Source organism: Burkholderia cepacia complex sp. TUM26381, from assembly GCF_057439935.1.
Genome location: NZ_CM172006.1, coordinates 2205489 through 2229004 on the forward strand (window position 1 = coordinate 2205489; position 23516 = coordinate 2229004).

Here is a 23516-nt window from a genome sequence, read left to right on the forward strand (position 1 = left end):
CGCACCCGCGCGTAGAACCGCATGTCCGACTCGCCCCGCTCCCCGACCGGCGTCACCGCCTCCGTTCGCCCCGTTCCCGCCGTGATCGGCATCGTCCTGCGGGAGCGCGACGTGCTGCTGGTGCGCCGCGCCAATCCGCCCGATGCGGGCTGCTGGGGCTATCCCGGCGGCAAGATCGAAGCGGGGGAATCGATTGCGAACGCGGTCGTGCGCGAGATCGTCGAAGAAACCACCGTCGACGTCGAGGCACTCGACGTCTTTACCGCGCTCGATGCGTTCGATTACGATGCTGGCGGCGGCGTGCGCCAGCATTTCGTCATGGTCGCGGTGCTGTGCCGATGGTTGCGCGGCACGCCCGCCGCCGGCGACGATGCGCTCGACGCGCGCTGGTTCGATCTCGCCGAACTCGACCGCAACGATTTGCCGATGAGCGCAGGCGTTCGCGAGGTCGCGCGCTGCGCGCTCGAGCGTGCGACGGCTCTGGGTAACGCGCGGCGTCCGGCCAACGCCTGAATACCTGAAACACCGCCGTCGTTCTCGCAGCCCTTGCGAGCAGCCCGACCGGGGCCATGACGGCGCCGGCTACCCGCCGAACTTCCAATTACAAATCAAAGATGGGCCAAACCATGATCAGAATTCGCAAATCCACCCAGGCCGACGGCGCACGCGTTTTGGACATCTGGCGCAGCGCAGTCGATGCCACGCACCATTTCCTGAGCGACGACGACCGTCGCGCGATCGAATCCGACGTCGTCGCGTTCCTGCCCGATGCGCCGCTCGATCTCGCCGTCGACGATACCGACCGCGCGATCGGCTTCATGCTGCTCGACGGCGGTCACTTGGAAGCGCTGTTCGTCGATCCCGCCCACCACGGCGCGGGCGTCGGACGGCGGCTTGTCGAAGCAGCGCTCAAGCGGCATCCCGACCTGTCGACCGACGTCAACGAGCAGAACGAAGCGGCGGCCGGATTCTATGAACGGCTCGGTTTCGAGCGCACCGGGCGATCGGCGCTCGACGGGCAGGGGCGCGCCTATCCGCTGATTCACCTGCGCTATCGAGCAACACCGTCGTCCTCGCCGCGGCACGCATGACCGTGGCCGACGCGGGGTATCGCGCCGCCCTCCACGTCACGCGCACCGGGCACGCGAACGCGCTACCCGATACCGGGCCGGCTCCACGCATGCGTCACGCGGCCACATGACGCATCAGGCGCGACGTATCGGCAGCACGCGTTCGACCATTGCAACCGCGCGCTGCATGAAACCGTTGAACCGGACGGCATCGCGCCGCAGCCCGGCCTGTTGACCACCGATCAGGCACATGTGCACGGCCTGCCCGACGATCTCCGCCTCGTCCGGCGTACGCACGAGCCTGCGTGACGTCTCGATCGCAAACGCGAGCCGGGCCGCATCGACGCGCTGCTGGAATTCCGCGACCAGCGGATCGTGCAACGCCCATGCGCGGATCGCGATTTCACGCCCGGACCGCTTCTCGGCGGCAATGCGCAGATAGCGCGCCAGCGTGTCGACGGCGCCGCGACCGTCCGCCGCGTAGGCAAGCATGCGCGCGGCGTAGTCGTCCTCCCATGCGGTCAGCAAGGTCCTGACGAAATCCTCGCGATTACGGAAGTGGTGATAGAACGAACCGCGGGTCACGTTCAGCCGTCGCGCGAGGCACTCGGCCGAAATGCCCGCATACCCTTCCCCGTCGAGGGCGTCGAAGCCCGCTGCAATCCAGTCGTTTCGCGTCAGTGTGCTCATCGTCATCGCCATACAGGCTGTGTATGGTGCGGCATGGACAGATAGGCTGCGAACTCTATCACGGCCGCCGCCGCTTCCGGCAGCGCGCCACCACGCATGGAGTCCACCTTGAAAGACATCGCTCTCGTCGCATTCGACCGGTTCACCGACGTCGACCTGTTCCTGATGTGGGACATTCTCGGCCGCAACTGCCGCGACTGGCGCGTCCGGATTCTGGGTGCGCAGCCGGTGCTGCATTCCGCACATGGTCTGGCCATCCCGACGCACGGCCCGCTTGCCGACGCCAATCACGCCGACGCGGTCCTCTTTTCGAGCGGCAAGGAAGGCGTACCGGCCGCACTGGCCCATCCCGATTTCCTGCCGTCGTTCGATCTCGATACCGAGCGCCAGCTTGTCGGGTCGATCTGCGGCGGGGCTTTCATTCTCGAGCGGCTCGGGCTGCTGCCGGAGCGCCGCGCCACGACGCATCCCGACGCGCGGAAAGGCTTGCAGGCACTCGGGCTGGACGTGCCGAACCAGCCGCTGGTATGCCGTCGCAACGTCGCGACCGCGGGCGGATGCCTTGCGTCGGTCTATCTGACAGGATGGCTGGTGGAATCGATGTTCGATGCGGACAAGCGCCGCGAGACCCTGCAACCCGTGCTGCCCGCCGGGCAACGGGAGATTTATGAAGACCTGATCGAGTTCAGCATCAGGCAGGGTGCGGGGCAAGCCACGGGTACGATCCGGATGGTCGAAGGCGAAAACGGGCTTGCGGCATGACGCACGGGCCAACGCGCTGCCGATAGTCGGCGGCCGGCACCCTGTTGCACCATGTGCGTCCCGCCAAGCCAATGGCGGATCGGGGCGAGTTCGCGGGCGGTCCGGGTCATCGACCGGGTCGGCGCTCACCGCACGGATGGTCGTTTCCCGGGCAGAACGAGCCTGTCGCGGGCCTGGAGATGCTAACCTCTCGGCCACTCTAACGACACCGCGTGAAGCAACAGGATTCGACCATGCAAACCGTTGCAGTACTGGACTTCGAAACAACCGGACTTTCGCCCAATATGGGCGACCGAGCAACCGAAATCGCCGTCATCCTGCTCCGGGATGGACAAGTCGTCGACCGTTTCCAGAGCCTGATGAATGCGGGCAGGCGCATCCCGTCCGATGTCGTCGCGCTGACCGGCATCACGAACGAGATGATCGCAGCGGCTCCGCCGGCGTCGAAAGTCATGAAGGAAGCCGCGGCGTTCGTCGGCAAGCATGCGGTCGTGGCCCACAACGCCGGTTTCGACAAACGGTTCTGGCAGGCGGAACTCGAGCTTCTCGGCATGTCGGCCGAGCATGCCTTTGCGTGCACGATGCTGGTGGCGAGGCGCATCTACCCGGATGCCCGGAGTCACCGCCTGTCGAGCCTCGTGGATATGCTGCGGTTGCCGAAATCGGGGCGTGCGCACCGGGCGATGGTCGACGCCGAGATGGCCGGTCACCTGTGGTGCCGCTTGCAGCACGACATTGCGCGGACTTACGGACTGGATCGCATCGATCACGCGCTCATGACGCGTGTCCAGGCCACGGCGAAGGCGAAAGTGCCGACGTACCTGCGTTCGCTCGTGGGCACGCACGCGTGAGCATCCGAGGCGCGACGGCGCTGACTTGCGCCATCCGTCAATGAAAAACGGCCTGGCAACCCGCCAAACCGTTTTCGTGTCGCAACAGTCTTCCAGTCGATTTCGACGTGACCGGCCCACGGCGCCGACCAACCGAGTCGCGACTTGTTTTTACTACGCGAGGCCGATAAGGAGCACTTTGAGGGTACCTCCGTGGCTGAGGTCTCCCAGGTAGGCCACGACCTTCTGCTTCTGTCCAAGCGCCGTGAGCGCGTTGCCGATCTGGATCAGCAACGCCGTGTTCGACGCATCCACTTCAAACGAATTCGCCCCCTCGTTATTGAGCATGAACGGAAAGGTATCGTGCTGGTCCCAATAGCCCAGCTGGATTGACTCCACCTCGACGCGCTTCAAGCCGTCCGCCTGCTCCGCGAACTTCTGAATTTCGCTGAAATTTTCGTTCGACATGACAATTTCTCCTGCAGTGAGTTGAAAAAAAGCCGAAACCCAGGGTCGTATAGGCCGAATCTGACTTGCGCGAGTCACGCATCGACAACGTTCATCACCCTCTCCGTGGTGGCTTGGGCCAGCCATCCGCCAAGAGCCCTGCGGGGACGAAGTTAGGCTGAGCACGAGGCGCAATCAATTACACTCGATTACAGTCGCGGCGAAACGGGGGGTAGCAGCGCGTCGTTTTCCGATTTCTCCATCAAGCGGTCTCACTGCGCACGCGGACGCTGCTTCAAACCCGCACCTCTTGCGCCGCAACTGAGTGCAGGCGCCGATTGAGTACGGCTTGGTGCAGTCGACGAGCGGAGACGCTGGTCGAACGAGAACGGAACAACGGAACTAAAGGCACCCGCGACCCCTCACGGCGCACGAATGTTCTCGGTGTGTTCTGGCCGATGAAGCACGAAATCCGCGCGATGCGCCAAGCGGGCCAAAAACAAAAAAGCCCGCTGTGAAGCGGGCTTTGATGTGTTCTGCGGTCAGTTCGTACCGGTACGTGCCGGACGTCCAGTTATTCCCACTCGATCGTCGCCGGCGGCTTGCCCGAGATGTCGTACACGACCCGGTTGATCCCGCGCACCTCGTTGATGATCCGGTTCGACGCGCGACCCAGCAGCGCGTACGGCAGGTGCGCCCAGTGTGCGGTCATGAAGTCGGTCGTCTGCACGGCGCGCAGCGACGTCACGTAGTCATACGTCCGGCCATCGCCCATCACGCCGACCGACTTGACCGGCAGGAACACCGCGAACGCCTGGCTCGTCAGGTCGTACCAGCTCTTGCCGACGTCGGCTTCACCGCACAGGCCGGCAGCTGCATCCTGCGCGGTCGCGGTCGTGCCGCGCAGTTCCTCGATGAAGATCGCGTCTGCGCGGCGCAGCAGATCCGCAAATTCGCGCTTCACTTCGCCGAGGATCCGCACGCCGAGGCCCGGGCCCGGGAACGGATGACGGTACACCATCTCCGGCGGCAGGCCGAGCGCGACGCCCAGCTCGCGCACTTCGTCCTTGAACAGGTCGCGCAGCGGCTCGAGCAGCTTCAGGCCGAGCGTTTCCGGCAGGCCGCCGACGTTGTGGTGGCTCTTGATCGTCGTCGCCTTCTTCGTCTTCGTGCCGCCCGATTCGACCACGTCCGGGTAGATCGTGCCCTGCGCGAGCCACTTCGCCTTCGACAGCTTCTTCGCCTCGGCCTGGAACACCTCGACGAATTCGCGGCCGATGATCTTGCGCTTCGCTTCCGGATCGGTCACGCCGGCCAGGTGGCCGAGGAACTGGTCAGCCGCATCGACGTGCACGACCTTCGCATGCAGGCGGCCCTCGAACATGTCGAGCACCATCTTGCCTTCGTTCAGGCGCAGCAGGCCGTGGTCGACGAACACGCACGTGAGCTGGTCGCCGATCGCGCGATGGATCAGCGCGGCCGCGACGCTCGAATCGACGCCGCCCGACAGGCCGAGAATCACTTCCTCGTCACCGACCTGCTCGCGGATCTTCGCGACGGCTTCCTCGATGTGGTTCTTCATGATCCAGTCGGGCTTCGCGCCGGCGATCTGCAGCACGAAGCGTTCGATGATCTGGCGGCCCTTCACCGTGTGCGTGACTTCCGGGTGGAACTGCACCGCGTAGTAGCCGCGCGCTTCATCGGCCATGCCGGCGATCGGGCAGCTCGGCGTCGACGCCATCAGCGCGAAGCCCGGCGGCAGCTCGGCAACCTTGTCGCCGTGGCTCATCCAGACCTTCAGCATCCCGTGGCCTTCGGCCGTCGTGAAATCTTCGATGCCGTCGAGCAGGCGCGTATGGCCGTGCGCACGCATTTCCGCGTAGCCGAATTCGCGATGGTCGCTCCACTCGACCTTGCCGCCGAGCTGCACGGCCATCGTCTGCATGCCGTAGCAGATGCCGAGCACCGGCACGCCGAGATCCCACACGGCCTGCGGCGCGCGCAGCTGATGGTCTTCGTACGTGCTCGCGTGGCTGCCCGACAGGATCACCGCCTTCGGCGCGAACTCGCGGACGAAGTCGTCGGACACATCGTTCGGATGGATTTCGCAGTAGACGTGCGCTTCACGCACACGCCGCGCAATCAGTTGGGTGACTTGCGAACCGAAGTCGAGAATCAGGATTTTGTCGTGCATGGCTGCGGACGGGATGAAGAGAATAAGAAAAGCAGCGCACCAAGCGCTGCGTCAAAAGCATGGACAGCGGCGTCGGGCGGCAGGCGGCTCGCGCGACGCATCGCCGGTCAATCCTGCATCGGCGGGCGTTCGTCGAGTGCGACGCCGCCTGACGATCGACTGGAACCGGATGCAGCCGGCGACGATGCCGCGGGCGCCGCGGGACGGCTGACGACGGGCTCGGCACGCTGCGGTGCGGGCGACGACGCGGGCGCCATCGCCGGCTCGGCCGGACGCTGCGCCGGTGCGCGCGCCTCGAGCGCCTGCGCCTTCTCGCGCCGGCGCACGGCCGATGCGATCCGCACGCCGCCGAGACCGAGCACGATTAGCACAACGCCGGCCGCGACCGACAGCACCCGGCCGGCGGCCGCCAGCGCGGGACCGTTGCCGGCCCCGAGCGACCAGATGATCGTCAGCACGCCGGTCAGCCAGTACACGTGACCGACCGACCGCGCGACAGGCGCCGTGAGATCGCCGTTGAACGCCGCATGAAACGCGAGCCACGCGAGCCCGAGCAACGCGATGCCGAACGCCTGACCGAGCATCGCAGGCTGGATGTTCGCCAGCTGCAATGCGTTGAACAGCGACTGCCAGGGCGTCAGCACGAACAGCACGCCGAACGCCAGCAGCAATACGGCATCGATGATCAGCACAGCTCGCAGCAGCGGTTTCATCGGCGATCAGTCCACGTGATAGTTCGGTGCTTCCTTCGTGATCTGCACGTCGTGCACGTGCGACTCGCGCATGCCCGCTGCCGTGATCTGGACGAACTCGGCCTTCTCGTGCAGCTCGTCGATCGTGCGGCAGCCGCAGTAGCCCATGCTGGCGCGCACGCCGCCGACCAGCTGGAACAGGATCGCGTTGACCGAACCCTTGTATGCGACGCGGCCTTCGATGCCTTCCGGCACGAGCTTGTCGATGTTCGCCGAATTGTCCTGGAAGTAACGGTCTGCCGCGCCGTCCTTCATCGCGCCGACCGAACCCATGCCGCGGTACGACTTGTACTGGCGGCCCTGATACAGGAACACGTCGCCCGGCGCCTCTTCGGTGCCCGCGAACATGCTGCCCATCATCACCGCGTTCGCGCCGGCCGCGAGGGCCTTCGACACGTCACCCGAGAAGCGCACGCCACCGTCGGCGATGCACGGCACGCCGGTGCCCTTCAGCGCTTCCGCGACGTTCGCGATCGCGCTGATCTGCGGCACGCCGACCCCCGCGACGATCCGCGTCGTGCAGATCGAGCCCGGGCCGATACCGACCTTGACCGCGTCCGCGCCGTATTCGACGAGCGCCTTCGCAGCGGCAGCCGTCGCGATGTTGCCGCCGATCACTTCGACGTGCGGGAAGTTCTGCTTGACCCAGCGGACGCGCTCGAGCACGCCCTTGCTGTGACCGTGCGCGGTATCGACGACGATCACGTCGACGCCGGCCTGCACCAGCAGCTCGACGCGCTCTTCGTTGTCCGGGCCGACGCCGACCGCCGCGCCTGCGCGCAGCTTGCCGTGTTCGTCCTTGCACGCGTCCGGGTGCTCGGTCTGCTTCGTGATGTCCTTGACGGTCATCAGGCCGCGCAGTTCGAACGCGTCGTTGACGACCAGCACGCGCTCGAGGCGGTGGCTGTGCATCAGCGCCTTCGCTTCGGCAAGCGGCGTGCCTTCCTTGACCGTGACGAGGCGCTCGCGCGGCGTCATGATCGACTTGACCGGCTCGTCGAGGCGCGTTTCGAAACGCAGGTCGCGGTTCGTGACGATACCGACGAGTTGCGGACCTTCGACGACCGGGAAGCCCGAGATGCCATGCTGGCGCGACAGCGCGATCACGTCGCGCACCTTCATCTGCGGCGGCACCGTGATCGGGTCGCGGACGACGCCCGACTCGAAACGCTTGACCTTCGCGACCTCGCGAGCCTGTTCGGCCGGCGTGAGGTTCTTGTGGACGATACCGACGCCACCCTGCTGCGCCATCGCGATCGCGAGGCGACCTTCGGTGACCGTGTCCATCGCGGCGGACACGAGCGGCATGTTCAGGGAGATGTTGCGGGTCAGCTTGGTCTTGAGGCTGGTGTCGCGCGGGAGAACGTCGGAAAAGGCGGGAACGAGGAGCACGTCATCGAAAGTGAGTGCTTTTTGGATCAGACGCATGGCAAATCCTATGGGCGCAAAAGCGAATTATACGCGAAGCGCCGCGAATTTTCACAACACGAACAACGGCTTAGCCGGTTTCAGCCGTTCGGGGGCCGAATCGTTCGGATCGCGGTTCGGTTCGTTTTCGATCGCCTTTCGTTTCACCGCTGCATCGAGCCATTCGCGCAACCGGCGGCAAAACGGCTCGTTCGCCTGTTGCGGACGGGGCACGCGACGGTCGCGGCCACGGTGAAACAAGGCCCGGCAACGCATCGAATCGGCCTGCCTACCCTGTGTTATAGCAGTCCGGCCGCATGCACGATCATCGCAATGCCGCCGCCGACCGCCGCACAGCCGGCGATCCGCGCCACTCGTCCGCCGGACGGCGCGAGGCGCTCGGCGGCGATCGCGACCGTCACGGCCGCCATCACGCGCAGGTCCATCATGCCGACGGCCAGCGCCACCGCCATCAGGTTTCCGCAGCAGGCGCTGCAATGCATCGCAGCCCGCACGCCGTACCGCCATGCCGCGCCGGCAGTCGTCGCCTGCGACCGGTGCGCGCTGCCCGTCGCGTGCCGGCAGCACGACAGCCGGCGCGCCTTCCACGCGGAGAATTGCAGCCCGCCCGCAGCCAATACGACCATGCCGGCCGCGAACGGCATCGCACGGGCCAGCGCCGGCAGCCGCATGGCAGCGCCCGTCAGTGCAGCGCCGGCCGGAAACACGAGCGCCCCGAGGGCCATCCACACCGCGAAATACCCCGCTCCCGCGACGACGACGAGCCCGGCCGGACGCGGCGCCGCCTGCCGACCGATGTTCTGGCGATAGCGCCAGAGCATCGGCGCGAGCACGGGCAGCATCATCGTCACGGTCATCGCGCCCCACATTCCGGCGAACGCGGTGAGTGCGCGCCCGGCGCCCCATCCGCACGGCTGCAGCCATGCGGCCGAAGCCGTCCAGCCGCCGGGCATCGGCTCGCCACCCATCGCGGCCATCGACGCGTGCTGCACCAGTGTCGCCGTCACCGCGACGGCGAACACGGCCAGGACCGCCGCGCCGAATACTCGTGGATTGGCGCCCGCCCCGCCGGTTGCCGGCCGTGTCATCACGCCCCCGCCCGTCGCCGGCCGGCGCTCAACCGCGCACGTACTCGTCGTGACGGCGCCACCACGGGCCCGCCTCGTTGCGCCCGCGCGGCGCGCGATCGAGCCACTGGTACATCCCCCACAGCCCGTCGAGCCCGCGCGCGTAGGTCGAATACGTGTGATAGACGGCGCCGTCCTCGCGCACGAACGCGCTCATCCCCGGCCGGTCGAGCGAATACGTAACCGCGTCGGTGCCGCAGGTGGCCGCAAACTGCACGACGGGCGCCGGCGGCGGATCCATGTCCATCGCATGGCCGGCCCGCGCGTAGTTGTATTCGACCTCGCCCGCGCGTTGCTGCGTTTCGGTGAACGACACGTTGAAGTCGAAGTTGAATTCGCTGCCGACCGACGACGCCCACGGAAACGTCCATCCCATCCGCTCGCGGTACGCGAGCAACTTCACGAGCGGCGCGCGCGACACGGCGGCAAGCGTGACGTCGTGGTACGCGAGATGCACGGCAAAGCCGTCGAAGCCATCGGCGAGCGCCGAGCATGACGGGCAGCCCGCCTTGTAATCGGGGCCGAACATGAAGTGATAGACGAGCAGTTGCGAGCGGCCGCGAAACAGGTCGTCGAGCGTCGCCTGCCCGTCTTCGGTGTCGAACCGGTAGGTCTTGTCGACGCGCACCCACGGCAGTGTCTGGCGCCGCCGCGCGAGTTCGTCGCTTTGCCGCGTCAGCGCCTTTTCGGCGTCGAGCAGTGCGCGGCGCTCGGCCAGCCATTCGTCGCGCGTTCCGGTGAGATGGGTCGTCATTGCGGGTTCCTCCTTCGGTGGGTATCCGGGCACGGCGTACGATGCCGTGTACGTGGTGCTAGATTAGTGGCCGACATCGGGCCGGAGGGAGTGACAACTGTGTCGGGATTCGAATGGATTCGCTGATCACGGCGGCCGCACGCGCGCTCGCGGCCGGCGACGCGCTCGGCGCGCTGAACCGCGTTGCACTGCGCGACGATGCGCCGGCGCTCGCGCTGCGCGGCATCGCGATGGCGCAGCTCGGCGATTTCGAGCGCGCGCGTGCCCTCGTGCGCGGCGCCGCCCGTGCGTTCGGTCCAAGGGAAGCTGTCGCGCGGGCGCGCTGCGTGGTCGCGGAAGCCGAGATCGCGCTCGCGTCGCGCGACCTTCAGTGGCCGACGCGCGCGCTCGATGCGGCCTGCGCGACGCTCGACGCGCACGGCGACCGCGCAAATGCCGCGCATGCCCGCTATCTCGGCGTGCGCCGGTTGTTGCTGATCGGTCACCTTGACGACGCCGAGCAGCGGCTCGCGACGCTCGATCCCGCGCCACTGCCGCCCGCGTCGCGCGCCGCCCATGAACTGATCGCGGCCGGCATCGCGATGCGCCGCATCCGCACGCACGCGGCCCGTGCAGCGCTTGCCCGTGCGCGGGCCGCCGCCCGCGACGCCGGCATCGCCGCGCTGACGGCCGAAGTCGACACCGCGGCGGGCGTGCTCGACGCACCGGCCGCGCGACTCATTGCGCGCGGCTCATCGCGGCTCGTCCCGCTCGACGAAGTCGAGACGCTGTTCGAGTCGAATGCGCTCGTCGTCGATGCGTGCCGCCACACGGTGCGCGACGCGCGCACGACCGTGTCGCTCGCGCGGCGCCCGGTGCTGTTCGTGCTCGCCCGCGCGCTCGGCGAGGCCTGGCCGGGCGACGTGTCGAGAAACGCGCTCGTCGCCGCCGCGTTCCGCGCGAAACAGGCGGACGAATCGCATCGCGCGCGGCTGCGCGTCGAGATCGGCCGGTTGCGCGCGGTGCTGCGCCCGCTCGCGAACGTCATCGCGACACCGCGCGGCTTCGCGCTCGAACCGCTCGGCGTGCGCGAGACCGTCGTCCTCGCGCGCCCGGTCGACGATCGCCACGCAGCGGTGCTCGCGCTGCTCGCCGACGGTGAAGCGTGGTCGAGCTCCGCGCTGGCGCTCGCGCTCGGCGCGAGCCAGCGCACCGTACAACGTGCGCTCGACGCGCTCGCCGAAGCCGGCAAGGCGCAGGCGCTTGGCCGAGGCCGCGCACGCCGCTGGATGACGCCGCCGCTGCCCGGTTTCGCGACGACCTTGTTACTCCCTGTTGCGCTGCCGGGAGATTAGGATGACCTCATCGAACGACGAGGTGACGAACATGAAACGCTCCACTGCAGACATCCTTCACGAATACGGCCCGTTTCCCGGTGTCGACGGCGTGCACGGCGTCACGTTCGACGGGCAGCACGTGTGGTTCGCGTCCGGCGACAAGCTGAATGCGCTCGATCCCGGGCGCGGCACGACCGTCCGCTCGCTCGACGTCGCCGCGCACGCGGGCACCGCGTACGACGGCCGCCACCTGTTCCAGATCGTCGAAGACCGCATCGAGACAATCGACCCCGAATCGGGCCGCGTGCTCGCGACGATCCCGGCGCCCGGGGGCGGCGCCGATTCGGGGCTCGCGTGGGCCGAAGGCACGCTGTGGGTCGGCCAGTACCGCGAACGCAAGATTCATCAGGTGGATCCGCAATCGGGCGCCGTGCTGCGCACGATCGAGTCGAACCGCTTCGTCACCGGCGTGACGTGGGTCGACGGCGAGCTGTGGCACGGCACGTGGGAAGCCGACCAGAGCGACCTGCGGCGCATCGATCCGCGTACGGGCGAGGTGCTCGAGCAGGTCGACATGCCGCCCGGTGTCGGCGTATCGGGGCTCGAATCCGACGGCCACGACCGCTTCTATTGCGGCGGCGGCAACAGCGGCAAGCTGCGCACCGTGCGGCGTCCGGCGCACACGCGTGCGGCAGGCGACGGCACGCAGGCAACCCCCGATCCCGCTGACGCCTGATCCGCCGCCCGTCGAAGCCGCTCCGGCGCACCGCACGCCGGCATTCGCGACGCCCCGAGTGCAGGAATGAACAAGACGCCGCCGCGACGGCGTCGCTAAGATGCGCGCACATCAGTCATTCGTTCGGAGCAGTCGATGCAGCGCGGTGTGGTTTATGGTGTCCTGGCGGGTGCCCTGTGGGGCATGGTGTTTCTCGTTCCGCGGCTGCTGACCGATTTTTCGCCGCTGCTGCTGAGCGCCGGCCGCTACGCGATGTACGGCCTCGTATCGGTCGCGGCCGCGCTGCCGGCCGCCCGCTCGCTGCTCGCGCGGCTGACCCGTGAAGACCTCGCAGCCCTGGTGAAGCTCGCCGTCGTCGGCAACGTCGCGTACTACATGCTGCTGTCCGGCGCCGTGCACCTGATCGGCATCGCGCCCAGCTCGCTGATCGTCGGCGTGCTGCCCGTGACCGTCACGCTCGCCGGCCTCGGCGACCACGGCGCCGTGCCGCTGCGGCGGCTCGCCGCCCCGCTCGCGCTGGTGATCGCGGGCATCGTCTGCATCAACGTCGATTTGTTTACGTCGGAAGCCGCGCACGCAACCACGCTCCCCCAGAAGCTCGCGGGTATCGCCTGCGCGGCGGGTGCGCTGGCCAGCTGGACCTGGTATGCGGTGGCGAACGCGCGCTACCTGCAGCGCCATCATCGTTTCGGCGGCAACGAGTGGTCGATACTGTGGGGCGTCGTGACGGGCCTGATCGGCGGCCTCTGCTGGATCGCGATCCTCGCGCTGCCCGCGGGTACGGTGCAGGCGGCCGTCCCGGCTTCGCGCTGGCAGTTGTTCTGGCTGCTGAACCTCGTGCTCGCGATCGGCGCGTCGTGGCTCGGCAACGGGCTGTGGAATGCCGCGTCGAAGCGGCTGCCGCTTACGTTGTCGGGCCAGTTGATCGTGTTCGAAACCGTGTTCGCGATGCTGTACGCATTCGTGTACGACCAGCGGATGCCGCGCACGCTCGAAATCGCCGCACTCGTGCTGCTGCTCGCCGGCGTGTACGGCGCGGTGCGACAGCACGGCGACACGCCGGCCGGTGGCAATACGCCGGACCACGCGCCGCCCAACGCAAACGCCGCGGTCCGCTAAGAAGGAGCGCCGCGGCGTTTGATCAGACGAATCGGAACGAATGACGCGTCAGCGCGCGTCCTTGTGCATCCACTTGCGGCCCTCGATCGAGCCGGCACGTCGGGACTTGTCGACACGCCGCTGGCGCGCCAGCTTCGGATCGACGATCAGCGGGCGGTAGATCTCGACGCGATCGTGGTCGGCGAGCGGCGCATCGAGCGGCGCGAGCTTGCCGTACACGCCCGTCTTCGCTTGCGCGAGATCGATCTCCGGGTGCAGCGCGAGCACGCCGCTCGCGTCGATCGCCGAGCGAACGGTCGCCCCTTCTGGCAGCGACAGCGGGATCAGCGTCTGGCGGTCCGGCAGCGCGTAGCAGACTTCGATCGACAGCATCGCGTCACCCCTTCCCGTAGCGCTGGTCCGCACGCTTCACGAACGAATCGACGAACGTGTTCGCGATGTGGCTGAACACCGGCCCGATGATCTTCTCGAGCAGGATGCTCGAGAACTCGTAGTGCAGCGCGAATTCGATCTTGCACGCATCGGCACGCAGCGCCGTGAAGCGCCACGAGCCCGTGAACTTCTTGAACGGGCCGTCCGTGAACTCCATGTCGATCCGCGTCGGGCGCTGCTGCGTGTTGCGCGTCGCGAAATGCTGCTTGATGCCCTTGAAGTTGATATCGATGCGCGCTTCCATCCCGCTCTCGTCCTGACGGCGAATCTCGACGCCGCCGCACCAGGGCAGGAAATTGGGGTAGTCGGCCACGTCGGTGACGAGGTCGAACATCTGTTCCGCCGAATGACGGATCAATACGGTTTTCTGGACATCTGCCATAAATCGCGCGGCATCGCTTAAGGTAGGAACACAAGCCGGGCGATTCCCGCCCCGCTTTGCTAAAATCGTGATTTTAAACGAGTTGGCCCGATCCTTTCATGAGCATCATCGACAACAGGAAAGCGCACTTCGATTATCACATCGAGGAACGCTACGAGGCGGGGCTCGTGCTTGAGGGCTGGGAAGTCAAGGCGCTGCGCGCCGGGCGCGGCCAGATCCGGGAAGGTTACGTCGTCGTGAAGAGCGGCGAAATCTTCCTGATCGGTACCCATATCAGCCCGCTGCCCGAAGCCTCGACGCACATCACGCCCGACCCGGTTCGCACGCGCAAGCTGCTGCTGCACCGCGAGGAAATCAAGAAACTGATCGGCAAGGTCGAGCAGCGTGGCTATACGCTCGTGCCGCTGAACTTCCACTACAAGGGCGGTCGCGTGAAGTGCGACATCGCGCTCGCGAAGGGCAAGAAGCTGCACGACAAGCGCGAAACCGAGAAGAAGCGCGACTGGGAACGCGAAAAGGCCCGCATCATGCGCGCCGGCACCTGACGCGCGTCACGCCCATCGCAAACGACACGGCCCGCTCGAAGCGGGCCGTGTTGCTTTGGACTACCTGAATCGCGCTTGCCGGTTGCCCGGTTGCGCGACGATTCGCCGCACATCGATCGCATGCGGCGGCCGCCTGCGCACCGGATCCGCGCCGCTCAGCCCTTCGCGGGCGTCGAAGCGTTCTTGACGATCGTCAGCGCCGACGAGATCGCGGTGCCGAGATCCGACAGGTTCGACGGCACGATCAGCGTGTTGCCCTGCTTCGCGAGGTTCGAGAACGCGTTCACATACTGCTCGGCGACCTTCAGGTTCACCGCATCCATCCCGCCCTGCGACTGGATCGCGTTCGCGATCTTCTGGATCGCCTGCGCGTTCGCCTCGGCCACCGCCAGAATCGCGGCGGCTTCGCCCTGCGCCTGGTTGATCGCAGCCTGCCGCTCGCCCTCGGACTTCTGGATCGCCGCTTCACGCGCCCCCGACGCGAGGTTGATCTGCTCCTGCTTGCGGCCTTCGGACGCCGCGATCAGCGCGCGCTTTTCGCGCTCCGCGGTGATCTGCGCCTGCATCGCGTGCAGGATTTCCTTCGGCGGCGTCAGATCCTTGATCTCGTAGCGCAGCACCTTCACGCCCCAGTTCGCCGCGGCCTGGTCGAGCGCCGACACGATGTTGTGGTTGATGAAGTCGCGCTCCTCGAACGTCTTGTCGAGTTCGAGCTTGCCGACCACCGAGCGCAGCGTGGTTTGCGCGAGCTGCGTGATCGCGAGCACGAAGTTGCTCGACCCGTACGACGCCTTCATCGGATCGGTCACCTGGAAGTACAACACGCCGTCGACCTGCAACTGCGTGTTGTCGCGCGTGATACAGACCTGGCTCGGCACGTCGAGCGGGATTTCCTTCAGTATGTGCCGGTACGCGATGCGATCGACGAACGGCAGCACGATGTTCAGACCGGGCGACAGCGTCGCGTGATAGCGCCCGAAGCGCTCGAGCACCCACGCATGCTGCTGCGGCACGATCTTCACCGTCTTCGACACGATCACGATCGCGATGACGAGCAGGACAACCCAGATGATCAGCGAATCCATGAAGTATTCCCTCCTTGTTGTATCAGCGGACGATCAGCCCGCGGGTTTCGCCACGACCACGAGACAATTGCCGCGCACGGCACTCACCTGATAGACGTGCACATCGTCGCGCTCGCCGTTCGCGAGCTCGACGTCCCAGTCGGCACCACGATACTGCACGCGCGCGCGTCCGTCGCGCCATGCATCGACCGTGACGGTCGAGCCGATATCGAGATTGACGTCGGGATTCGTCGACGTGTCGCGCTTCTGCTTGCGGCCGAGCCCCGACCGGCGCAGCACGATCATCGCGACGATCGCGACCGCGGCCGCCGCGCCGAACTGCACGTGCGGCGCGAAACCAGCCAGTTGCAGCAACCCGCCCGCGAGAAAGCCGAGCGCGATCATCAACAGATAGAACGTACCGGTCAGCAACTCGGCGACAACCAGCACGCCCACCGCGACCCACCAGAACAGATGCCCCGACATGATTGTGGTCTCCAGGAAAACGGCCCCCACGCTTACGCTCGTTCGCTGTCGGCCGGAGTTGGCGCTTCAGCGCTTGCTCCGGTCTCATGCACGACGCGCCCCCGAGGGGCGATCGATACGCTTGGGGCGGCCCGGCGCGTACCGACAAACAAAAACACCCCGGTGCTTACCGGGGTGTTTATAGCATGAACCTTGCATTTTGCCTTCATTGAAGGAGCGACCGTGCCGCTCCTTCGCCGAAGATGCATTACCGACCGTTACTTCCGGTTGGCAGCGAGCGCTTGCCACGTATCGATGATCGTGTCCGGGTTCAGCGAGATCGACTCGATGCCTTCGTCGGTCAGCCATTGCGCGAAGTCCGGGTGATCGGACGGGCCCTGGCCGCAGATACCGACGTACTTGCCCATCTTGCGGCAGGTATCGATTGCGCGCTTCAGCAGGAACTTGACGGCCGGGTCGCGTTCGTCGAAGTCGACGGCCAGCAGTTCCATGCCCGAATCGCGGTCGAGGCCGAGCGTGAGCTGCGTGAGGTCGTTCGAGCCGATCGAGAAACCGTCGAAGTACTGCAGGAACTCTTCGGCGAGGATCGCGTTGGTCGGGACTTCGCACATCATCACGAGGCGCAGGCCGTTTTCGCCGCGCTTCAGGCCGAACTTCTCGAGCAGGCCGACGACACGCTCCGCCTGCTTCACGGTCCGCACGAACGGCACCATGATCTCGACGTTGGTCAGGCCCATCTCGTCGCGCACGCGCTTCAGTGCACGGCATTCCATCTCGAACGCCTGCGCGAAGTCTTCAGCGATGTAACGCGACGCGCCACGGAAGCCCAGCATCGGGTTTTCCTCGTCCGGCTCGTAACGCGAACCGCCGATCAGCTTCTTGTACTCGTTCGACTTGAAGTCGGACAGACGCACGATCACGGGCTTCGGATAGAACGCAGCACCGATCGTCGCGACGCCTTCCGTCAGCTTGTCGACGTAGAACTGACGCGGCGACGCGTGGCCGCGCGCGACGCTCTCGACCGCCTTCTTCAGGTCCTGGTCGATGTTCGGGTACTCGAGAATCGCCTTCGGGTGAACGCCGATGTTGTTGTTGATGATGAACTCGAGACGTGCGAGACCCACACCGCCGTTCGGCAGTTGCGAGAAGTCGAACGCGAGCTGCGGGTTACCGACGTTCATCATGATCTTGACCGGAATTGCCGGCAGTTCGCCGCGCTGCACTTCCGTGACTTCCGTCTCGAGCAGGCCGTCGTAGATCTTGCCTTCGTCGCCTTCCGCGCACGACACGGTGACGAGCGCGCCGTCCTTCAGGATGTCGGTCGCATCGCCGCAACCGACGACTGCCGGCACGCCGAGCTCACGCGCGATGATCGCCGCGTGGCAGGTCCGGCCGCCGCGGTTCGTGACGATCGCAGCCGCACGCTTCATCACCGGCTCCCAGTTCGGGTCGGTCATGTCGGCCACCAGCACGTCGCCCGGCTGCACGCGTTCCATTTCCGACGGATCCTGGATCACGCGCACGGGGCCCGCGCCGATCTTCTGGCCGATCGCACGGCCCGTCGCCAGCACCTGCGACTGACCCTTCAGCTTGAAGCGCTGCTCGGCCTTGCCGGTTGCCTGGCTCTTCACGGTTTCCGGGCGTGCCTGCAGGATGAAGATCTTGCCGTCGCGGCCGTCCTTGCCCCACTCGATGTCCATCGGACGCTGGTAGTGCTTCTCGATGATGACCGCGTACTTCGCCAGTTCGATCACGTCCTCGTCGGTGATCGAGTAGCGGTTGCGCTGCTCGTGCGGCACGTCGACCGTCTTCACGCGGCCCGGCTCGCCCGGCTGCGTGAATTCCATCTTGATCAGCTTCGAGCCGATCGAGCGGCGGATGATCGGGTACTTGTCCTGCGCGAGCGTCGTCTTGAACACGTAGAACTCGTCCGGGTTCACGGCGCCCTGCACGACGGTTTCGCCCAGGCCGTAGCTCGACGTGATGAACACGGCGTCCTTGAAGCCCGATTCGGTGTCGATCGTGAACATCACGCCGGCGGCGCCGACGTCCGAGCGGACCATGCGCTGCACGCCGGCCGACAGCGCGACTTCGGCGTGCGTGAAGCCCTTGTGCACGCGGTACGAGATCGCGCGGTCGTTGTACAGCGACGCGAACACGTGCTTCATGCGGTCGAGCACGTCTTCGATGCCGACGACGTTCAGGTACGACTCCTGCTGGCCGGCGAACGATGCGTCGGGCAGGTCTTCCGCGGTCGCGGACGAACGCACGGCGAACGACAGCTCGGCCGGCGAGCCGCTCTTCAGGACTTCGAACTGCTCGCGGATTTCCTGCTCGAGACGTGCCTGCATCGGCGCGTCGACGATCCACTTGCGGATTTCGGCACCGGCTTCGGCGAGCGCCTTCACGTCGTCGATGTCGAGGGACTCGAGACGCTTGGCAATACGATCGGTCAGGTCGTTGTGCTTGAGGAAATCACGGAACGCGAGCGCGGTCGTGGCGAAACCGGTGGGTACGCGAACGCCTGCTTCGGAAAGCTGGCTGATCATCTCGCCGAGCGACGCATTCTTGCCGCCCACGATTTCCACATCGGTCATCCGCAACTGCTCGAACGGAATTACATACGCCTGGTCCTTTGCGACGTTTGCTGCGTTAGTCATACAAGCCCCTAAGTGTGAAAAAAATGCTCGATTGCGCAAGTGGGCTCGGACGCGGGCGCTTGCAAAAAGGCGCGGCGCGTCTTGCGCAACCTGTTAGATAAACACTCGCAGCGGCGAAAAATATTCCGACCCGATTTGCAAAAATCCCGGCAGAAGGGCGATATATGCAGACAAATCGCCAAACTTGCCGGGAATTTTGGAATCAAGTGGTCAGGCCGCGGGCGCCGTTCGCGCCCTGCCCCCGCAATTGCTTATCCAACAGGTTGCCGCTATTCTACCGTGCCGGCTGCCGGATGTGGCGCGACCTTGTCACTGCGTCTGGAGGCGAACCTCCAGCCGCCCGCGCAACCGCCCTTCACGCTCGACGCCCAGATTCATGCTGCCTACCGTATTCATCGTCTCCGACGGCACCGGGATCACTGCCGAAACCTTCGCGCACTCGATCCTCTCCCAGTTCGACCAGAAATTCCGTCTCGTACGCGTGCCGTTCGTCGACTCGCTCGACAAGGCCTATGCGACCGTCGAGAAGATCAACGAGGCCGCCGTGCACGACGGCCGCCGCGCAATCGTGTTCACGACGCTCGTCGACAGCGAGTCGAACGACATCGTCAAGCGCTCGAACGCGCTCGTGCTCGACATGTTCCAGCGCTTCGTCGAACCGCTCGAGCAGGAACTGGAGCTCAAGTCCAGCCACGCGATGGGCCGCGGCCACCAGAACGCCGACACCGAGGAATACAAGACGCGGATCGAGGCGATCAACTTCTCGCTCGCGCACGACGACGGCCAGTCGAACCGCAACCTGTCGGAAGCCGACGTGATCCTCGTCGGCGTGTCGCGCAGCGGCAAGACGCCGACGAGCCTGTACCTCGCGATGCAGTACGGCGTGAAGGCAGCAAACTATCCGCTGATTCCGGAAGACTTCGAGCGCGGCAAGCTGCCGTCGGCGCTGTCCGCACACCGCGAGAAGCTGTTCGGGCTGTCGATCGACCCGCAGCGCCTGTCGGAGATCCGTAACGAGCGCCGGCCGGGCAGCAAGTATGCGGCGCCCGAGAACTGCCGCTACGAGATCAACGAGGCCGAAGCGATGATGCGCCGCGAAGGGATCAAGTGGCTGTCGTCGACGCACAAGTCGATCGAGGAAATCGCGACGACGATCCTGCAGGAAATCCGTCTCGACCGGCAGTCGTACTGAGCACGGGCGGCCGCGTGTCCGCCGCCGGAAACAAAAAGGCCGCGTCTGACGCGGCCTTTTTTCATGGTGCGGCAAATGCGCGGGGGCGGCATCACGCAGGCCGCTGCTGGCGCACCTGCTCGAACAGGCATACCGCTGCCGCCGCCGCGACGTTCAGCGACTCCATCCCGCCCGGCTGTGGAATCGTCACGCGATGCGTGGCCGCGTCGCGCCAGAACGCCGACACGCCGGCGCCCTCGTTGCCGAACACCCAGGCAACCGGCCCCGACAGGTCGCAGTCGTAGACCGCCTGCGCGCCATGCGAGTCGGTCAGCGCGACCGGCACGCCGAGCCGTTCGGCGAGCGCGACGGCGTCGACATCCTCGTGGATCGACAGCAGGAAATGCGCCCCCATGCCCGAGCGCAGCACCTTCGACGACCACGCGTAGGCGGTGCCCGGCGCACAGAACACGTGGCGCACGCCCGCCGCCGCCGCGCTGCGCAGGATCGAGCCGACGTTGCCGGCATCCTGCACGCCGTCGAGCACGACCGACGTATGCGTGACGCGAGCAGGCAGCGGTTGTTCGGGCCGATCGACGAGCAGCAGGAAACCGACGCCGTTGACGACATTCGACAACTGCCCGAACAGCGCGTCGGGCAGCGTGACGATCCGCTGCGCATCGATGCGCGCGACGATCGCCTGCGCCTCGGCGTGGCCAAGTGCGCCCTCGGTCGCCACGCACAGTTCCGGCGTCGCACCCGTATCGAGGTACGCGCTCGCGAGGTGGAATCCTTCGAGCAGCGCCTGGCCGCTGCGGCGCTGATGGGGCGTCGAACCCGCGAGCGCCTTCAGGCGCTTGTACAGCGGGTTGTCGCGGGAAGTAATGCTTTTCATCGAATCAGGTCGAGTGCCGCACGGACGGGCGCGAACGTGCGCCGATGCGCTTCGCACGGGCCGTGCTCGCGCAATGCGGCAAGGTGTTTCGCGGTACCGTAGCCCGCGTGCACGTTGAAACCGTACACCGGGAAGCGCTCGTGCAGGTCGACCAGCATCCGGTCGCGCGTGACCTTCGCGAGGATCGACGCGGCCGAGATGCTCGGCACCAGCGCGTCGCCACTGACGATCGCCTCGGCCCGCACCATCAGCGTCGGGCAGCGGTTGCCGTCGATCTGCGCGAGCGTCGGCAGCACCGACAGGCCCTCGACGGCCCGCTTCATCGCAAGCATCGTCGCGTGCAGGATGTTCAGCGTATCGATCTCGTCGACGCTCGCCGACGCGACGCAATACGCGCGCGACCGCGCGACGATCAGGTCGTACAGCGCGTCACGCTTCTTCGCGGACAGCGCCTTCGAATCGTCGAGCCCGTCGATCGGCTGCGCCGGATCGAGAATCACTGCGGCGGCCACCACCGGCCCCGCAAGCGGGCCGCGGCCGGCTTCGTCGACGCCGCAGACGATTTCGTCGGGACGGCTGAAGTCGAAACCGCCCTGCTCGTCGCTCGACGCGCGGCGGCGTGATGCACGTACCGCGGTCATGCGCGCCCCTTGCGATGTTCGAGCACGCGCACGACGGCTTCGGCCGCCTTCACGGCCGTATTCTGCCGCAGCGAAAGATGCATTTCGGTAAACACTTCGGTCAGCGTGCGGCGGTTCGCGTCATCGCGCAGCTGCGTGAGCGTTGCATCGGCGAGCGCCTCGGGCGTCGCGAAATGCTGCAGCAGCTCGGGCACGACGAAACGCCCCGCCAGGATGTTCGGCAAGCCGACGTACGGCAGGTAGCCCTGCCGGCGCATGATCTGCCCGGTCAGCCAGGGCACCTTGTACGAGATCACCATCGGCTTCTTCAGCAGCGCGGCTTCCAGCGTCACGGTGCCGCTCTTCACGAGGATCGCGTCGGCGGCCGTCATCGCGACCTGCGAGCGGCCGTCGGTGATCGTCAGCGCGAGCTGCGGATGCGCGTCGACGAGCGGCTGCAGCAGTTCGCGCAGCGCGGGCGTCGCCGCCGGCATCACGAACCGCACGCCGGGCTCGCGCTGTTGCATCAGCGCCATCGCCGCAAAGAACGTCGGGCCGATCAGCGCGATCTCCGAGCGCCTGCTGCCCGGCAGCACCGCAATCACGGGGCCGTCGGCGGGCAGGCCCAGCGCGATGCGCGCGCCGTGCGTGTCGGGTTCGAGCGGGATTTCGTCGGCCAGCGGATGGCCGACATACGTCGATGCGACGCCCGCCTTGTCGAGGATCGCCGGTTCGAACGGGAACAGGCACAACATGTGATCGACGGACTTCGCGATCTTCTTGATCCGGCCGCCGCGCCACGCCCAGATCGACGGGCACACGAAGTGGATCGACGGGATGCCTGCGTCGCGCGCCGCCTGTTCGACGCTGAAGTTGAAATCGGGGGCGTCGACGCCGATGAATGCGTCCGGCCGCTCCGCGAGCAGCTGGCGCTTCAGTTCGCCGCGAATCCGCAGGATCTCGGGAATCTGGCCCAGCGCCTCGACATAGCCGCGCACGGTCAGCTTGTCCATCTGCCAGTGCGAGTCGAAGCCCTGCGCGATCATCCGCTGCCCGCCGATCCCGTAGTACTGGGCCGATTCGGGCAGCCGCTCGCGCAACCCGCCGAGCAGCGATGCCCCGAGCAGGTCGCCCGACGGCTCGCCGGCTACCATCGCGAGCCGGAGCTGATTGGTCGGAAGCGGCATCGCTTAGCGGATGATGCCGCGTTGCGACGCGTCGATGAAATCGACGAGCGCCTTCACCGGCGCATCGCCGTCGCCGCCCGCCTCCGCCAGCTCGCGCAACTGCACCTTCGCTTCCTCGAACGACAGGCCGTTCTTGTACAGCACGCGGTACGCGCTGCGCAGCGCCGAGATCGCATCGGCCGAGAAGCCGCGCCGGCGCAGCCCTTCGACGTTGATCCCGTGCGGCTCTGCCTTGTTGCCGGCCGCGATCACGAACGGCGGGATGTCCTGCACGAGCGCCGACGCGCCGCCCAGCATCGAATGCGCGCCGATCCGCACGAACTGGTGGACACCCGACATGCCGCCGACGATCGCCCAGTCGCCGATCTCGACGTGGCCGGCCATCTGCGCGTTGCTCGACAGAATCACGTTGTTGCCGACGCGGCAGTCATGGCCGATGTGCACGTAGGCCATGATCCAGTTGTCGTCGCCGAGCGTCGTCACGCCGACGTCCTGCACGGTGCCCGTGTGGATCGTCGTGAATTCGCGGATCGTGTTGCGGTTGCCGATCACGAGCTTCGTCGGCTCGTCCTTGTACTTCATGTCCTGCGGACGGCCGCCGACCGACGCGTAATGGCCGATGCGGTTGTCCTCGCCGAGCGTCGTATGGCCTTCGATCACGCTGTGCGAGCCGATCGTCGTGCGCGCGCCGATCGTGACGTGCGGACCGACGATTGCGTACGGGCCGATCTCGACCGATTCGTCGATTTGCGCGCCCGGCTCGACAATCGCGGTGGGATGAATCCTGGTCATGCGCCGTTGCCTCTCGATGTGATGTGTCGCGTTGCGTTGCCCATGCGTGCCGCGTCG

Annotated in this window: 25 protein-coding genes; 9 read left to right on the forward strand and 16 right to left on the reverse strand. The window is 66.5% G+C overall.

Features of this window, described 5'->3' with window-relative positions; translation table 11 throughout:
• The first annotated feature begins 21 nt into the window (after positions 1–21).
• Complete coding sequence (locus tag ACWMMN_RS10315; protein ID WP_059233875.1) at positions 22–513, forward strand: NUDIX hydrolase; 492 nt, start codon at positions 22–24, stop codon at positions 511–513.
• A gap of 113 nt (positions 514–626) precedes the next feature.
• Positions 627–1091 carry an acetyltransferase gene (locus ACWMMN_RS10320; protein ID WP_059233874.1) on the forward strand — a complete coding sequence of 155 codons (465 nt, stop codon included), beginning with the start codon at positions 627–629 and terminating at the stop codon, positions 1089–1091.
• Between the two features lie 114 nt (positions 1092–1205).
• On the opposite strand, the gene ACWMMN_RS10325 is transcribed toward ACWMMN_RS10320, so the two are convergent.
• Complete coding sequence (locus tag ACWMMN_RS10325; RefSeq protein WP_174993029.1) at positions 1206–1760, reverse strand: TetR/AcrR family transcriptional regulator; 555 nt, start codon at positions 1758–1760, stop codon at positions 1206–1208.
• Between the two features lie 96 nt (positions 1761–1856).
• Between ACWMMN_RS10325 and ACWMMN_RS10330 the strand changes: the two genes are divergently transcribed.
• Positions 1857–2522, forward strand: coding sequence for a DJ-1/PfpI family protein (locus tag ACWMMN_RS10330; RefSeq protein ID WP_340624214.1), 666 nt, complete (start codon positions 1857–1859; stop codon positions 2520–2522).
• 233 nt (positions 2523–2755) lie between these two features.
• Positions 2756–3373: a 3'-5' exonuclease gene (locus ACWMMN_RS10335; RefSeq protein ID WP_059233872.1), complete on the forward strand. Its 618-nt coding sequence runs from the start codon at positions 2756–2758 to the stop codon at positions 3371–3373.
• A 153-nt stretch (positions 3374–3526) separates the two neighbouring features.
• Here the strand turns inward: ACWMMN_RS10335 and ACWMMN_RS10340 are convergent, their stop codons facing one another.
• From ACWMMN_RS10340 to ACWMMN_RS10365, 6 genes are all read right to left on the reverse strand, one after another.
• A complete protein-coding gene (locus ACWMMN_RS10340; protein ID WP_059233871.1) occupies positions 3527–3820 on the reverse strand; it encodes a hypothetical protein in 294 nt (97 codons plus the stop codon).
• A 553-nt stretch (positions 3821–4373) separates the two neighbouring features.
• Positions 4374–5993 carry a glutamine-hydrolyzing GMP synthase gene (guaA, locus tag ACWMMN_RS10345; RefSeq protein ID WP_059233870.1) on the reverse strand — a complete coding sequence of 540 codons (1620 nt, stop codon included), beginning with the start codon at positions 5991–5993 and terminating at the stop codon, positions 4374–4376.
• 107 nt (positions 5994–6100) lie between these two features.
• On the reverse strand, positions 6101–6706 hold the full coding sequence (locus ACWMMN_RS10350; RefSeq protein ID WP_486422642.1) for an Asp23/Gls24 family envelope stress response protein: 606 nt from the start codon (positions 6704–6706) through the stop codon (positions 6101–6103).
• Positions 6707–6712: 6 nt separating this feature from the next.
• Entirely contained in the window at positions 6713–8173 is a 1461-nt protein-coding gene (gene guaB / locus ACWMMN_RS10355; RefSeq protein WP_034207642.1) for an IMP dehydrogenase, read from the reverse strand.
• 278 nt (positions 8174–8451) lie between these two features.
• Positions 8452–9261, reverse strand: coding sequence for a DUF2182 domain-containing protein (locus ACWMMN_RS10360; protein ID WP_486422643.1), 810 nt, complete (start codon positions 9259–9261; stop codon positions 8452–8454).
• A gap of 28 nt (positions 9262–9289) precedes the next feature.
• Positions 9290–10054 (reverse strand): DUF899 domain-containing protein, encoded by a 765-nt coding sequence (locus ACWMMN_RS10365; RefSeq protein ID WP_174993033.1) that lies wholly within the window; start codon positions 10052–10054, stop codon positions 9290–9292.
• 113 nt (positions 10055–10167) lie between these two features.
• On the opposite strand from ACWMMN_RS10365, the gene ACWMMN_RS10370 reads away from it, so the two are divergent.
• The 3 genes from ACWMMN_RS10370 to ACWMMN_RS10380 all read left to right on the forward strand — a co-directional run bounded on the left by ACWMMN_RS10370 (position 10168) and on the right by ACWMMN_RS10380 (position 13225).
• Complete coding sequence (locus ACWMMN_RS10370) at positions 10168–11388, forward strand: hypothetical protein (protein ID WP_059233866.1); 1221 nt, start codon at positions 10168–10170, stop codon at positions 11386–11388.
• Positions 11389–11419: 31 nt separating this feature from the next.
• Positions 11420–12106: a Vgb family protein gene (locus ACWMMN_RS10375; RefSeq protein WP_059236714.1), complete on the forward strand. Its 687-nt coding sequence runs from the start codon at positions 11420–11422 to the stop codon at positions 12104–12106.
• Between the two features lie 135 nt (positions 12107–12241).
• A complete protein-coding gene (locus ACWMMN_RS10380; RefSeq protein WP_486422644.1) occupies positions 12242–13225 on the forward strand; it encodes a DMT family transporter in 984 nt (327 codons plus the stop codon).
• Between the two features lie 48 nt (positions 13226–13273).
• Here the strand turns inward: ACWMMN_RS10380 and ACWMMN_RS10385 are convergent, their stop codons facing one another.
• Both ACWMMN_RS10385 and ACWMMN_RS10390 read right to left on the reverse strand, forming a co-directional pair.
• Positions 13274–13597 carry an RnfH family protein gene (locus ACWMMN_RS10385; RefSeq protein ID WP_059233864.1) on the reverse strand — a complete coding sequence of 108 codons (324 nt, stop codon included), beginning with the start codon at positions 13595–13597 and terminating at the stop codon, positions 13274–13276.
• A 4-nt stretch (positions 13598–13601) separates the two neighbouring features.
• Positions 13602–14039 carry a type II toxin-antitoxin system RatA family toxin gene (locus tag ACWMMN_RS10390; RefSeq protein WP_034188832.1) on the reverse strand — a complete coding sequence of 146 codons (438 nt, stop codon included), beginning with the start codon at positions 14037–14039 and terminating at the stop codon, positions 13602–13604.
• A gap of 98 nt (positions 14040–14137) precedes the next feature.
• Here ACWMMN_RS10390 and smpB point away from each other — a divergent pair, with 98 nt between their 5' ends.
• Entirely contained in the window at positions 14138–14584 is a 447-nt protein-coding gene (smpB, locus tag ACWMMN_RS10395; RefSeq protein ID WP_014896751.1) for an SsrA-binding protein SmpB, read from the forward strand.
• 155 nt (positions 14585–14739) lie between these two features.
• Here the strand turns inward: smpB and ACWMMN_RS10400 are convergent, their stop codons facing one another.
• The 3 genes from ACWMMN_RS10400 to ppsA form a co-directional block, all read right to left on the reverse strand.
• Positions 14740–15669: an SPFH domain-containing protein gene (locus ACWMMN_RS10400; protein ID WP_059233863.1), complete on the reverse strand. Its 930-nt coding sequence runs from the start codon at positions 15667–15669 to the stop codon at positions 14740–14742.
• 33 nt (positions 15670–15702) lie between these two features.
• On the reverse strand, positions 15703–16137 hold the full coding sequence (locus tag ACWMMN_RS10405; RefSeq protein WP_059236712.1) for an NfeD family protein: 435 nt from the start codon (positions 16135–16137) through the stop codon (positions 15703–15705).
• A gap of 254 nt (positions 16138–16391) precedes the next feature.
• Positions 16392–18794, reverse strand: coding sequence for a phosphoenolpyruvate synthase (gene ppsA / locus ACWMMN_RS10410; RefSeq protein ID WP_059233862.1), 2403 nt, complete (start codon positions 18792–18794; stop codon positions 16392–16394).
• A 376-nt stretch (positions 18795–19170) separates the two neighbouring features.
• Between ppsA and ppsR the strand changes: the two genes are divergently transcribed.
• Positions 19171–19986 (forward strand): posphoenolpyruvate synthetase regulatory kinase/phosphorylase PpsR, encoded by an 816-nt coding sequence (gene ppsR, locus ACWMMN_RS10415; protein WP_047900996.1) that lies wholly within the window; start codon positions 19171–19173, stop codon positions 19984–19986.
• Between the two features lie 91 nt (positions 19987–20077).
• Here ppsR and ACWMMN_RS10420 read toward each other — a convergent pair whose 3' ends face one another.
• The 4 genes from ACWMMN_RS10420 to lpxA are packed head-to-tail and all read right to left on the reverse strand — an operon-like array spanning position 20078 to position 23459.
• On the reverse strand, positions 20078–20860 hold the full coding sequence (locus tag ACWMMN_RS10420; RefSeq protein ID WP_340624233.1) for a TrmH family RNA methyltransferase: 783 nt from the start codon (positions 20858–20860) through the stop codon (positions 20078–20080).
• Positions 20857–21501 carry a ribonuclease HII gene (gene rnhB, locus ACWMMN_RS10425; RefSeq protein ID WP_059233860.1) on the reverse strand — a complete coding sequence of 215 codons (645 nt, stop codon included), beginning with the start codon at positions 21499–21501 and terminating at the stop codon, positions 20857–20859. Before rnhB ends, ACWMMN_RS10420 begins: the two co-directional genes overlap by 4 nt.
• Positions 21498–22667 (reverse strand): lipid-A-disaccharide synthase, encoded by a 1170-nt coding sequence (gene lpxB / locus ACWMMN_RS10430; RefSeq protein WP_059233859.1) that lies wholly within the window; start codon positions 22665–22667, stop codon positions 21498–21500. The genes rnhB and lpxB overlap by 4 nt, the downstream gene beginning before the upstream one ends.
• Before the next feature lie 3 nt (positions 22668–22670).
• The gene (gene lpxA / locus ACWMMN_RS10435; protein ID WP_059233858.1) at positions 22671–23459 is read right to left on the reverse strand and encodes an acyl-ACP--UDP-N-acetylglucosamine O-acyltransferase; all 789 of its coding nucleotides are present in this window, start codon (positions 23457–23459) and stop codon (positions 22671–22673) included.
• Positions 23460–23516: the final 57 nt, after the last annotated feature.